The following is a 12119-nucleotide window of genomic DNA, read 5'->3' on the forward strand; positions in this document are numbered from 1 at the left end:
CTGGTAGAGCAGAACAGGCTCAGGGCTACTGAAAGCCCGCTCCGTACCGCTTAGCGGTCGGAGCCGGGTAGTTTACTGCTGCCTATCCATTACGCCCAAGTCTGGTCACTCTTGAGGGTAATGGGGGAGCAACAACTTATTATTGTTATTGGAATTGATTGGATTCACGGGATCCCAGCCAACCGGCGGGCCACCAGGGTGGGAAGCCAAGCCAAAGGGATCCCTTCCAGGGCTTCTGCTGCAAAAGCGCAGGTGAGAAGTTGCCTGGCCTCAGCTTGGGGAATACCCCGGCTTTGCAGATAAAAGATCTCTTCCGCCTCCAGTTGGCTGACGGTGGCCCCGTGGGCACACTTGACGTTGTCGGCAAAGATCTCCAGTTGTGGCTGGGTGTTGACCCGCGCTTTGGGGCCTAGGAGCAGGTTGCGGTTGGTCTGGGCGGCGTCCGTCAGTTGGGCCTCTCGGCTCACCAGAATCCGTCCGCTGAAGACCGCATGGGCCGTCTCGTCCACAATGCACTTGTGCAATTGGCGGCTGCTGCCGTGGGGGGCCTGATGCACCAGGCGGGAGTGGGTGTCGCTGTGCTGGGATCCCTTCAGCAGCGTTAGCCCCTGCAGTTGGGTGTGGGCCTGGGCTCCGGCTTGGGTGATCTCCAGGTTGTGGCGAGAAAACTGGGATCCCCACTGAATCGCCTGGAGGCGGTAGTGGCTGTCGCAGCTTTGGCGCACGGCGGTCTTGTTGATGTGGAAGGCTGGGGATCCCTGCCTTTGCAAAATCACATGGTGCAAACGAGATCCCTCTGCCAGGGCGATCTCCGTAACCGCGTTGCCAAAGGGGATCCCGGATCCCAGGGATACATGATCTTCGATCAGCGTGAGGGAGCTGTGGGCTTGCAAAGACAGCAGGCAGCGGGGCTGGGCCAAAACGGCCTCTCCCTCAGGAGCCACCGTTATGAACAGCAGGTGCAGCGGTGACGGAACTTCCTGGCCGGGCTGTAGGCCAATCTGGATCCCATCTCCCAGATGAGCGGTGTTGAGGGCCGTAAACACATCCGTCTTGGCCAGGGTTTGCAGCAACTCCCCTGGGGCTTGGGCTAAAGGGATCACCTGCAAAGCGGTGGGCAGGCCGCTCAAATCAGAAAGCTGGGGGGCAAAGTAGCCGTTGACGAACACGGCGCGGCTATAGCTGGCTTCCGGCCAAAGCCAAGGTTCTAGGGTTGCCGCATCCAGAGACGGATCCCCCGCGGCAGCCAGGCGAAACTTGTGGGCCAGCAGTGGCGAGAGATCGCTGTATTTCCAATCCTCTTCCCGTGGGGTCGGGATCCCCAGTTCGGCCAATTGGGCGCGGGCCTGCTGCCTAAGGGTGGTGTAGGGATCCTGCCTTTCGGGGATTTGGCCGAGGATGTGCTCCAGGAATAGGCGGCTCTCTGGGGCGAAAGGTTTGGGCAAGGTGGCGCTCATCCCTCTTCCTCCCGCCGGGATGTTGCGGCTGCTGATTCTTGGCCCAACTGAGTTTTGATCCAGTCGTAGCCCCGTTCTTCCAGCTCCAGCGCCAAGGTCTTGTCCCCGCTGATGACAATACGCCCCCCTTCCATCACATGCACGTGGTCGGGGGTTACATAGTCCAGCAAGCGTTGGTAGTGGGTGATCAAGAGCATGGCATTCTCAGGGCCGGCCAGTCGGTTGATGCCGTGGGCCACAATGCGCAGCGCGTCGATATCCAGACCGGAATCCGTCTCGTCCAAAATGGCCAGCGTAGGCTCCAACACCGCCATTTGCAGGATCTCGTTGCGCTTTTTCTCGCCGCCGGAAAAGCCCTCATTCACAGAGCGCTCCAAAAAAACGGGATCCATTTTGACAATATCCAACTTTTCCCGTACCAGGTCGTCAAAATCCAGAGCATCCAGTTCCGGCTGATCCCGATATTTCTGGCGAGCGTTGTAGGCGGCGCGCAGGAAATCCAAGTTGCTCACCCCTGGGATTTCGATGGGGTATTGAAATGCCAAAAAGATCCCTGCCCAAGCCCTCTCTTCTGGCTCCATCTCCAAGAGATTTTTTCCCAGGTAGAGGATCTCGCCCCCCGTCACCCTGTAGTCAGGGTGGCCGGCTAAGATCTTGGAAAAAGTGCTTTTTCCAGAGCCATTGGGGCCCATGATGGCGTGGATTTCTCCGGCGCGAATTTCCAGGCTCAACCCCTTGAGAATGGGGGTGCCGTCGATCTCGGCGCTGAGATCTCGAACGGATAAGATGACAGGGCTGTTTTCACGGATCATGGCTAGACTCTAGGGTTGACACCGAAGGGCAGGAGCTGAAAAGTTAAGGGATCCCTAAACCAGGTTTGGATTTTGGGCCTAAGGATCCCCTATAGCTCTATTGGGAGTGGCGATTGAGGATATCCCGGATCTCTGTCAGCAAAACCACTTCTGGTGGGGGCAATGTGGGAGGAGATTCTTCCTCCTTTCGCTGTAGGGTGTTGATCGCCTTCACCAGTAAGAAGATGGCAAAAGCGATAATCACAAAATCAAACACAGCTTGCAGAAAGCTACCGTAGTTAATCGTAACTGGGTCTTCAGGACTTCCACCGATTTCCCAGGCCAAGTGCTGGAAGTTCACTCCACCAATAATCAAGCCTAAAACCGGAGTAAATAGATCTGCTACGAAAGAAGTCACGATCTTCCCAAAAGCACCTCCAATAACAACGCCAACAGCCAAATCTAAGGCATTGCCCCGGCTAATAAAGTTTTTGAACTCCTCCAGAAATGCCCGCATAGGGAACTTCTCCTGCCTAGCCTTTATAGTTCAAAACCTCTCTGCCTTGGGAGTCACCCCTCTCCTGAAATCCCACTGATGTCAGTAGCCTCTCCCCAGCTGCTTAGCTTCACGTCGGGAACAATCCCCTAGCCGACGGATCCCTCTAACTTCAGGCTCAGCAACCGATCGGCTTCTACGGCAAACTCCATCGGCAATTGGTTGAACACCTCTCGGCAGAAGCCGCTGATGATCATGGACACGGCATCTTCCATGCCGATCCCGCGCGACTGGAAATAGAACAATTGCTCCTCTCCAATCTTGGAGGTGGAAGCTTCGTGCTCCACTTTGGCGGTGTTGTTTTGCACCTCAATATAGGGGAAGGTGTTGGCGCTGCACTGATCCCCAATCAACATGGAATCGCACTGGGAAAAGTTGCGGGCACCTTCCGCTTTCGGCCCGATTTTGACCAGGCCGCGGTAGCTGTTTTTGGAGTGCCCAGCCGAGATCCCTTTGGAGATAATTTTGCTGCGGGTGTTGCGGCCCACGTGAATCATCTTGGTGCCGGTATCGGCCTGCTGGTAGTGGTTGGTGAGGGCAACCGAGTAAAATTCGCCCACCGAGTTTTCCCCCACCAGCACACAGCTGGGGTACTTCCAGGTGATGGCGGAGCCGGTCTCCACTTGCGTCCAGGAGATCTTGGAGTTTGCCCCCTGACACAGGCCGCGCTTGGTTACAAAGTTATAAATGCCCCCTTTGCCGTTTTCGTCGCCGGCATACCAGTTCTGTACCGTCGAGTACTTGATCTCGGCATTGTCTAGGGCGATCAGCTCCACCACCGCCGCATGCAGTTGGTTGGTGTCGAACATGGGGGCAGTACACCCTTCCAAGTAGCTGACGTAGGATCCCTCGTCGGCAATGATCAGGGTGCGCTCAAACTGGCCCGATTCGCCGTTGTTGATGCGGAAATAGGTGGAGAGCTCCATCGGGCAGCGCACCCCTTTGGGCACATAGACAAAGGAGCCATCGCTAAACACCGCCGAGTTCAGCGCCGCGTAGTAGTTATCGGCAATGGGAACCACACTGCCCAAGTACTTGCGCACCAGCTCCGGATACTCCCGCAGCGCCTCTGACATGGAGCAGAAAATCACGCCTTCCTTGGCCAGCTTTTCCCGGAAGGTGGTGGCTACCGAAACGCTGTCGAAGATGGCATCCACCGCCACATTGGCCAGCCGCTTCTGTTCAGACAAGGGGATCCCCAATTTCTCGAAGGTCTCCAACAGCACCGGATCCACTTCGTCCAGGCTCTTTTTCTTGGGCTGCACCTTGGGGGCCGAGTAGTAGACAATGTTTTGGTAGTCAATGGGCGGGTAGCTGACGTTGGGCCAGGTGGGCTCGCTCATCTTCAGCCACTGGCGGTAGGCCCGCAGCCGGAACTCTAGCATAAAGTCCGGCTCCCCTTTCTTGGCCCAGATCTGCCGAATCACCTCTTCGTTCAAGCCTTTGCCAATCGACTCAGAGGGGATGTCGGTTACAAAGCCGTACTTGTAGGGCTGGTTGACCAGGGCGCGGACACTTGTAGACATGGATGGCTCTCAGAGAGTGACAGGGTAGAAACGCGACCAAGCTAGATGGCCAAATAAAACAACAGAGTTGTTGTTTAACTGATCCTCAGGTTACTTTAGCAATGATCCCGTTGTCAAAATAGCAGAGAGCTGTGCTGGCAGCGGCAGCCGATTAACCCAGTCTAACCAGGAGGGCGAGGGTGGACAGCACGCGCAAGATCACCGGGCAGGTCGCTCAACCCGCTTCGAGTAAGCAGGCCATCTTGGTCTACCTGCGCAAGGCGGGGCAGGCCAACGCCCAAACGCTGGCAGAGCACCTGCGCATTTCTCCCCAGGCCATCCGCCGCCACCTCAAGGATCTGGAGGCAGAGGGGTTGATCCAACATATCGCTCAACCCAATGGCCTAGGCCGCCCCCAGCATCTCTATCAGCTCAGTCCCTTGGGAGAAGAGCAATTTCCCGCCAGCTACGATGAGTTTGCCCTTGGTCTGCTCAACACCCTGGCCGAAACTCTGGGATCCGAGCAGATGGGATCCCTTCTCCACCACCAGTGGCAGCGCAAAGCCCGGGAGTATCAGGCCCAGCTGGGATCCGGATCCCTGCGGGAGCGGCTGGAGCGTTTGGTGCAGTTGCGCCAGGCAGAGGGTTACATGGCGGAGTACTACCCCTATCCTGCCGACCTGACTGTGCCGATGGCAGCAGAGGGATCCGAGTATTACGTCGAGCAGTATGTGTTGGTTGAGCACAATTGCGCCATTGCCCAGATTGCCCACACCTTTCCCAGCGTCTGCGGCCACGAGCTGGAGATGTTTGCTGCCGCCTTGCCCGATTGCCGAGTAGAGCGCATCACCTGGCAGGTGCAGGGAGAACACCCCTGCGGCTACTGGATTGCCAAGCCGGCGGCTCGGTCGGCTTAAGACTTCCCGCTGGTCTCTCCGCCAGGAAACCGGATCCCTGAGGTGTCAAACGAGGTTTTTTCGGGTATAGTTATCTCGTACAGGTTTTAAGTTTGCTCTCCGCATGGTCTGGCGCGCTTCCTTTTTTGGCTACTTTACCTTTCCCTGGCAACGACCAGGGCGGAAGGGTGGCGCGTAAACTAAAGACCTAGGTTTACCCGAGTCAGTCCTGAAGCCCTGAGCCCAGCGCCAGGGCTTTTTTGATGGCTCGACGACCCCATCCACCCACTTGCACACTAAGGACAGTTCCATGCCCCCCCAAACCGACAATTGCAACATCCAAGAGGTGACTCCCTTGATTGCCCCTGCTGCTGTCAAGGCCAAGCTGCCCCTTACGGAAACGGCAGCGCAAGTGGTGCTCTCCACTCGGCAAGCCATCCGCGACATCATCCACGGACGGGATCTCCATCGCTTGGTGGTGATCGTCGGCCCCTGTTCCATCCACGATCCCGCAGCGGCTCTGGAGTATGCCCATCGCCTCAAGCGGGTGGCCGACCAAACTCGGGAGCACCTGGTGATCGTTATGCGCACGTATTTTGAGAAACCCCGCACCACGGTGGGCTGGAAGGGCCTGATCAACGATCCCCACCTGGATGGTTCGTGCGACATTGCCACCGGCTTGCAACTGGCCCGTTCCATTCTCCTGCAGATCAACGAGCTGGGCCTGGCCTGTGCTACCGAGATGCTGGATCCGGTGACCCCTCAATACACGGCGGATCTGGTGAGCTGGGCGGCCATTGGCGCCAGAACCATCGAAAGCCAAACTCACCGGGAAATGGCCAGCGGTCTCTCCATGCCTGTGGGCTTCAAAAACGGCACCGATGGACGGCTGGAAATCGCTCTCAATGCCATCCTCTCCGCCAGCCATCCCCACAGTTTCTTGGGCATTGGCCAAGATGGCATGACGGCTTTGGTAAAAACCACCGGCAACCCGGATCGACACATTGTGTTGCGGGGGGGAGGGGGCAAGACCAACTACGGCCCGGAAGATGTGGCGCGGGCAGCACTGCTGATGAAGGATCAAGGGATCCCTCGCTCGGTGATGGTGGACTGCTCCCATGACAACTCCCACAAAAATTACCGCAACCAGGGATCCGTCTGTCGGGCGGTGCTACAGCAGTACCAGGCGGGGCAGCGGGCTTTGATGGGACTGATGCTGGAGAGCAACCTCTATCCGGGCAAGCAAACCTGGCATGAGGGGGCACCGCTCCAGTACGGGGTTTCCATCACCGATGGCTGCATCGGCTGGGAAGAGACGGAAGATCTGTTGCGGGAGATGGCGGCGACCGTAGAGGGAAGAGCGTTGGCCCTCAGCCGCTGAGGGACGGGGATCCCGGAGTTTGTTAAAGAATCAAAAAGGAAATGGGGACAAGGGGCAGCCTGCTCCTAGGGTCGAGCCAAGGTTTCGTTGTTTCGCCAGGCCCTGCGGGATAGGGTCTCCAGGTCGAGCTGGGAGGTTGTGATGGAGCTACAGATCCCCACCAGTGTTAGCAGCGACGGTCAGCAGCCCTATCCGGATCCCGATCGGATCCCTCGGCGACCCCCCGAGCAGTTGCGAGATCGGCTGATCGTCTCCGGCCTGCGCTACTACGGTTATACCGGTTTTGATGAGGCGGAACGGGCTTTGGGGCAATGGTTTGAGGTGGATTTCGAGTTGTGGGCGGATCTGCGCCCGGCTGCTCTCAGCGGCCAACTGTGTGATAGCCTCGACTACCGTTCTGCAGTGGCCGGGATTGCGGAACTGGTGAAAAGCAATCAGTTTGTGCTGATCGAGAGCTTGGCGGAGGCGATTGCCGAAATGGTGCTGCGGGAGACAGGGGCCAGCAAAGCTAAGATCCGATTGACCAAGTGTCATCCCCCGATCCCGGAGCTGACGGGGCGGGTTACTGTGGAGATCGTTCGTCCCTAAAACTTCTCTTAGCCCTTTTCTACCGACCTTGTGCTTGTTCTAGAACTCGCCTCTCCTACCTCTAAGGACTGGATCGACCAGGCCATCCGGCACATCGATCTGGTCTTGCTAGACCACGCCAACTGTGAGAAAAAAGCAGCGGGCAACGCCCTCAGTCTGCTCTTTCGCTACCCGGCTAACGGGCGTTTGGTGGAAACCCTCTCGCCGCTGGCGCGGGAGGAGCTGCAGCATTTTGAGCGGGTGCATCGCCACCTGCAACGGCTGGGGATCCCCATCAAGCCCTTGTCGGCTGCGCCCTATGCCGGTCGTCTGAACCAACACCTGCGCCGCTCCGAGCCGGAGCATCTGTTGGATACCCTGCTGGTGGCAGCCATTATCGAGGCCCGCAGCCACGAACGCTTGGGCCTGTTGGGGATCCACGCGCCCGACCCAGAGCTGCGGCAGTTTTATCTCTGGCTGGCGGCTGCGGAGGAGCGCCATTGGCAGCTTTATTTGGATTTGGCGTTGGAGCAGTTTCCCGCCGATCAGGTGCAGGAGCGGCTCGATACTCTACTCCAGGTGGAGGCCGAGATCTTGTCTTCCCTTCACCCCGAACCCCGTGTTCACAGCTAGCCCCACTCCGTTTCCCCCCGCGGTGCAGCTCCCATGTTCCAAGCGACGCGGCAGTGGTTGGCCTTCTGGTATACAACGGTTACGGCAGTGTTGCTGCTGTTGTTTGCCGGCAGCTTCTATTGGTACGTGCAGTCAACCCTGATCGAGCGGGTGGACGATACCCTTGGCCATGTGGTGGAGATTGTCGAGCGGTCTTTGGTGGTGGATGAGAGCCTCTTGGATCCGCAGCAGGCCCGCCGCAGCTTAGAGGCCAGCTTTCGGGATGATCCCAGCACCCTAGAGGACGATCACATCGACTTGGAGTGGTTCGGCCCTCAGGGAACGCTCATCTGGTCCACGGTACCCGGCGGGATCCCTGCCCCCCTGTTGACCGAGGGATCCCTGCACACTGCCCGTATCGCCCCTGGGTATTGGCTGCGCCAGTTCACCGAGCCGATTGTGGCCGGTGGGAAGCTGCTGGGCTATCTGCGGGTCAGCCATCCTTGGTTTGAGGTGAGCAAGCCAACGCGACAGTTGATCCGGGATCTTTCCCTGTGGGTGGTGGCCGGTTTGACGGGTGTGGGGGCCATTGGCTGGATGCTCTCCGGCCTGGCCATGCAGCCCATCCGGCAGTCTTATCAGCAGCTCAAGCAATTTACCGCCGATGCCTCCCACGAGCTGCGCAGCCCCTTGGCCAGCATCCAAACCGCGGTACAGGTGGCTTTGGCAGATTCCCAATTGGATGCCGACACCCGTCAGCGCTGGCAGATGGTGGAGCGGCTGTGTTTGCGGCTGGGTCGCCTGGTGGATGACCTGCTGTTTCTGGCCCGCCACGACAGCGGTATGGTGCCTTTCCAACCCCGTTGCTGTGCGCTGGATGCTCTGCTGCTGCAGGTGGTGGAGGAGCTGCAGGGCCTGGCCAACCAAAAACAGATCCGCTTGAAGCTGGAGATTGCTGCCCCTGAGAGCGGGACGGAACCTTCTCCCGCCCAAGTGGATCCCTTCGGTTTTTGGGGAGATGAAGATCAATTGGCCCGCCTGTTCACCAACCTGATTGAAAACGCCCTTCTCCACACTCCCCCGCAAGGAGAGGTGCAGGTGAGGCTGGAACAACGGCTGCGCTCCGGATCCCCAGAGCTGGTGGTGCGGGTACAAGATACCGGGCCAGGGATCCCCCCCCAGGCTCTGCCCCATGTGTTCGATCGCTTTTATCGAGCAGATCCGGCTCGCAGCGGGGATCCCGGTCGCCTCTCAGGGTCAGGTTTGGGGCTGGCAATTGTCAGAAGCATTGCCCAGCAGCATCAAGGTCAAGTGCAGGTGGAGAGTAAGCTGGGCCAGGGATCCAGCTTTGAGGTCATTTTGCCGCAGCGACAGTTGGAAATCTGTACCCCAGAGAGGGTCTGAAAGTGCTCTGGAAAACAGACAGTCCTCAGTCAATATGCTAGCTTTAAGCCGAAAATTGACTTGGTTTTTATTCAGAACCGTATTGGCCCGGTTGAACTGAATTTCTGGGTGTCAAAGACCTTCTCTTAACCTTTGCTTTCCAGATTTAAGAATCTCTCTTTTTCCCCGATAAAACGGCAGAGATGGGATCGGATCCCAGGCTCTTGCCCTTCTCAGCCGGCTGCTGAGCTGTTGATTGGGTGATGAGTGAGTGCAGTCCGCCCGCGCAGCCCCACAATTTCCCATTGAATCCTGTGCCAGGAAAACGTTATGTATCGCTTCCAGGTTCGTGCCATCACCCAGCCGGGCGAGAGAATTGCCTTGGTGGGATCCAGCGCAAAATTGGGCTCCTGGGATCCCTGCCATTGCATTTGGCTGCAAACGGATCCGACTCGCTATCCGCTGTGGTGGGTAGAGTTGCCGTTGAGCCCGGCAGATGGCGCGCCCGGCCCGCTGTTACCCTACAGTGGATGTTTAAAAGAAACTCCTCGAGTGGAGTACCGATATCTGCGCGTGCAAGCCGGTGGCGAAGTGATTTGGGAATCCACCGCTGTCAATCGCTGGGTGCCCCTTGAACCAGAACCTTTACCGGCAGTTTTGATTGTCGAGGATGGAGAGTTTGGCCAGATCCCTGCCTATCCTTACGGCTATTTTGCCGATCCCATTCCTGAGGTCGAACCGGAAAATCCGCAAGGGCTAAAAGTCGTCATTTTGGGCAGCTCCGTTGCCCTGGGGTGCAGCGCTTGGCTGTTGCGAGGTTGGGCTTGGCTGTTGCAGAAAGCTCTGCAAGAACGCTATGGCCATCAAGTGCGAAATCTCTCTGAACTGGGGGCAAACGTCAGCCGAACTCTGTTGCGGTTTGAACAGGTAGTGATCCCTGAACGTCCTGATGTCGTTATTGTTGCCCTGTCCTTGGGAAATGAAGGCTTGGTATCGGCCTTGCCCCAGCATCGCCGCGCCCTGCAGAGGCGGTTTGAAAACGGCCTGCAGCGGCTAATTCAGCGAATTCAAGACATTGGAGCCTTGCCAGTTCTGGGAGGGGTTTATCCCCATGCAAACTACGGCCCAGAACAGCATCTTCTTTTGCAAGAAACTCAGCAAAGAATGCTCAGCTGGGGATGCCCTGTGTTCAATTGGCTGCCTCATTTGGAAGATGGACAGGGCCGCTGGAAACCAGACCTTGCTTTTGACCCAGCTCACCCCAATTCCAAGGGTCATCAGGTCATGTTTGAGGCCATCGATCTCTCTCTTCTGGATCCCAGCCAAGTTAGCTCGGCTCGTGGCAAGCTCCCTCAACCCATTGGGGAGCAGGTCATTTTTGAAGAGGAGCATGGTTTTTGGGTAACCGTAGAGACGGGCAAAAATCAATTTCGCATCGTGAATGTAACTCCCTATCCCTATACCATCACGCCCACTTGGCAGCCTTTGCAAGCCGCTTTCCAAAAAGCACGTCTACAACCGGGTCTGTATGTTGGCAGAAGCGATGAAAGGATAGGGGATGCGACCCTATATTCACTTTCCATACGAGAAGATGGTTCAGTGCAAACAACCCTCTCCATTCCTGCGGATGCCGATCTTGTCTTCTCCCCAGTAGCCCAGTTCTTTTCCTCAGCAGCAGTAGAAACGATCTTCGAGGATGGATCGTTGATCCTTCTCAAGCTCAGTGGATCCTCAGAAGGCTCTTCTGATCCCATACCTCGCCTGTGCGTGATCAACCAGAGCAATCACGAGTACAACATCCACCCCATGTGGAAGGAAGTGCGGGCTGCTCTCAAAGCCATGCCGATGGGTGTTTACGAAGATCCGAGCCACCGGGAAGCTCTCTTCCGCACCTTGATGATCGGGGAAGGCGGCCTCGAAAGCCGGGTAAAGACTGCTCCCGAATCGGTCATGCTGCTGGAATACACCTGCAAATTATCGGATATTCATCGTGTTGCCATTGTGCCGTTAGGGGATCGCTGCGCGGTGCGAATGCTGCTCTACAAGTTGGAATATGACGGGCCTGCCTTTCCTTTTGATTTGACACGCACCAGCAATTTGGCTGATGTGGCCGATATGATCCACAACGAGTTTCAGGGCATGTGGGATCCGCAATATTTGCACTACAGTCCTGAAGATCGGCGAATTTACCACAGCAAGTGGACGGGCCTCTCCTTTGGCCATGAGGTGGAAGAGGGGGAGGATCCACTTCAGAATATGGATCCCATCTATGAGCGAATGCGAACTCGCTACGCTGCTCGCGCCAAGCGCTTTATGCATGTTTTGGAAAAAGCTGATAAAGTCTTGTTTGTGCGCACAGGAGGTTGCCGGCGAGAGGCCGTTACTGACTTGATGGATAAGCTATCGGCCAAGCGCAGGGGTAAGCCTTTTCTGTTGCTGATTATTTCCCCTCAGTCTTCTGATGAATTTGCCGAGATCCCCAATGTTATTCATTATGAGATGGAGTTGAATCCCGACCGCATGTGCGCAGATCCTGAGCATTGGAAGTACTGCACAGGGCTGATGAGGGATATTCTCCATTCTTTGGGGGTCTCTACCCGAAATCTCTTTTGGTGCCCCCCACAACTATAGGTGTTCTAAGTAAGTTTAAGAGATTGTCCCTCACACCCAACCCTCTTTCCAAAATCAGGAGAGAGGAGCTTGATCTCTGCGAGCTGCTTCACTGTGATCCGGAAGAATGGCTGCTGCTGTAGCCATCAAAAATTACGGTCATTCCGATTCAAGCCAGGACACTGCAGCCGCACCTAAAGCGTTGGTCGCGTCTTCGCGTCAGCATTGCGGAGCAATAATGCACTAAGCCAGAAGGCTTTATCTCAGTAGCCCAGGCGTCTCACCCTAGGTTGTGTTGATCTTTCATTTGAGCCAAAAGAGAGCACTGACGAGATAGAGAAAACTCAAGAAGTTCCTGGCC

The 12119-nt window shown here is 56.9% G+C and carries 10 protein-coding genes; 6 read left to right on the top strand and 4 right to left on the bottom strand.

The features are described 5' to 3' along the window. Positions 1-164 precede the first annotated feature (164 nt). The 4 genes from sufD to sufB form a co-directional block, all read right to left on the bottom strand. Positions 165-1457: a Fe-S cluster assembly protein SufD gene (gene sufD, locus NW849_RS11995; protein WP_414357841.1), complete on the bottom strand. Its 1293-nt coding sequence runs from the start codon at positions 1455-1457 to the stop codon at positions 165-167. Continuing rightward, a complete protein-coding gene (gene sufC, locus NW849_RS12000; protein WP_414357843.1) occupies positions 1454-2269 on the bottom strand; it encodes a Fe-S cluster assembly ATPase SufC in 816 nt (271 codons plus the stop codon). The genes sufD and sufC overlap by 4 nt, the downstream gene beginning before the upstream one ends. Positions 2270-2366: 97 nt before the next feature. Continuing rightward, entirely contained in the window at positions 2367-2765 is a 399-nt protein-coding gene (gene mscL / locus NW849_RS12005) for a large-conductance mechanosensitive channel protein MscL (RefSeq protein WP_414357845.1), read from the bottom strand. A 128-nt stretch (positions 2766-2893) separates the two neighbouring features. Next, entirely contained in the window at positions 2894-4330 is a 1437-nt protein-coding gene (gene sufB, locus NW849_RS12010; RefSeq protein ID WP_414357846.1) for a Fe-S cluster assembly protein SufB, read from the bottom strand. A 179-nt stretch (positions 4331-4509) separates the two neighbouring features. On the opposite strand from sufB, the gene sufR reads away from it, so the two are divergent. From sufR to NW849_RS12040, 6 genes are all read left to right on the top strand, one after another. After that, the gene (gene sufR / locus NW849_RS12015; protein ID WP_414357848.1) at positions 4510-5226 is read left to right on the top strand and encodes an iron-sulfur cluster biosynthesis transcriptional regulator SufR; all 717 of its coding nucleotides are present in this window, start codon (positions 4510-4512) and stop codon (positions 5224-5226) included. 289 nt (positions 5227-5515) lie between these two features. Beyond that, positions 5516-6586, top strand: a complete 1071-nt coding sequence (locus NW849_RS12020) for a 3-deoxy-7-phosphoheptulonate synthase (RefSeq protein WP_414357850.1) — start codon at positions 5516-5518, stop codon at positions 6584-6586. A 141-nt stretch (positions 6587-6727) separates the two neighbouring features. After that, positions 6728-7174: a dihydroneopterin aldolase gene (folB, locus tag NW849_RS12025; protein ID WP_414357851.1), complete on the top strand. Its 447-nt coding sequence runs from the start codon at positions 6728-6730 to the stop codon at positions 7172-7174. A 30-nt stretch (positions 7175-7204) separates the two neighbouring features. Next, the gene (locus NW849_RS12030; protein ID WP_414342126.1) at positions 7205-7786 is read left to right on the top strand and encodes a tRNA-(ms[2]io[6]A)-hydroxylase; all 582 of its coding nucleotides are present in this window, start codon (positions 7205-7207) and stop codon (positions 7784-7786) included. A 33-nt stretch (positions 7787-7819) separates the two neighbouring features. Then, positions 7820-9169 (top strand): sensor histidine kinase, encoded by a 1350-nt coding sequence (locus NW849_RS12035; protein ID WP_414357853.1) that lies wholly within the window; start codon positions 7820-7822, stop codon positions 9167-9169. Between the two features lie 309 nt (positions 9170-9478). Beyond that, the gene (locus NW849_RS12040; RefSeq protein ID WP_414357854.1) at positions 9479-11779 is read left to right on the top strand and encodes a DUF1796 family putative cysteine peptidase; all 2301 of its coding nucleotides are present in this window, start codon (positions 9479-9481) and stop codon (positions 11777-11779) included. Positions 11780-12119 lie beyond the last annotated feature (340 nt).

Source organism: Synechococcus sp. R55.3, assembly GCF_047461975.1.
Taxonomy (GTDB): domain Bacteria; phylum Cyanobacteriota; class Cyanobacteriia; order Thermostichales; family Thermostichaceae; genus Thermostichus.

Bases quoted from the DNA above. Each gene is read 5' to 3' on its own strand.
- NW849_RS12035 (WP_414357853.1), top strand. From the start codon at position 7,820: ATGTTCCAAGCGACGCGGCAGTGGTTGGCCTTCTGGTATACAACGGTT.
- sufC (WP_414357843.1), bottom strand. From the start codon at position 2,269: ATGATCCGTGAAAACAGCCCTGTCATCTTATCCGTTCGAGATCTCAGC.
- sufB (WP_414357846.1), bottom strand. From the start codon at position 4,330: ATGTCTACAAGTGTCCGCGCCCTGGTCAACCAGCCCTACAAGTACGGC.
- folB (WP_414357851.1), top strand. From the start codon at position 6,728: ATGGAGCTACAGATCCCCACCAGTGTTAGCAGCGACGGTCAGCAGCCC.
- mscL (WP_414357845.1), bottom strand. From the start codon at position 2,765: ATGCGGGCATTTCTGGAGGAGTTCAAAAACTTTATTAGCCGGGGCAAT.
- sufD (WP_414357841.1), bottom strand. From the start codon at position 1,457: ATGAGCGCCACCTTGCCCAAACCTTTCGCCCCAGAGAGCCGCCTATTC.
- NW849_RS12040 (WP_414357854.1), top strand. From the start codon at position 9,479: ATGTATCGCTTCCAGGTTCGTGCCATCACCCAGCCGGGCGAGAGAATT.
- NW849_RS12020 (WP_414357850.1), top strand. From the start codon at position 5,516: ATGCCCCCCCAAACCGACAATTGCAACATCCAAGAGGTGACTCCCTTG.